Source organism: Streptomyces sp. P17 (assembly GCF_032436805.1).
GTDB lineage: Bacteria > Actinomycetota > Actinomycetes > Streptomycetales > Streptomycetaceae > Streptomyces.
Genome location: NZ_JAVRBF010001368.1, coordinates 1 through 243 on the forward strand (window position 1 = coordinate 1; position 243 = coordinate 243).

Below are 243 nucleotides of genomic sequence, written 5' to 3' on the forward strand. Positions count from 1 at the left end.
CGCCAGCGCCTGGTCGACGCCGCCGCGCGCGACAAGCTCACGGTGCGCCAGCTAGCGCAGCGCGTCGGCGGCTATGGCGGCCGCTCTTGCTGGCATTGGTTTCCGGGATCGGCGGCAACTGGCCGTCAGGATCGAAGCCGGACGCGTCGGTGCCGAGCTGCACGGAGAGCGAGGCAATCGCCGAGTCGTAGTGCACCATGCTGTCGAGCTTCGCGCGCTTCTCCTTCGCTTCCTCGACACTGT

Annotated in this window: 1 protein-coding gene; it reads right to left on the reverse strand. The window is 68.7% G+C overall.

Annotated features, from left to right (window positions below; all coding sequences use genetic code 11):
* Window positions 1–37 precede the first annotated feature (37 nt).
* The coding region (locus RMT89_RS45000; protein WP_315889528.1) for a hypothetical protein at window positions 38–243 on the reverse strand (206 nt) is incomplete at its 5' end.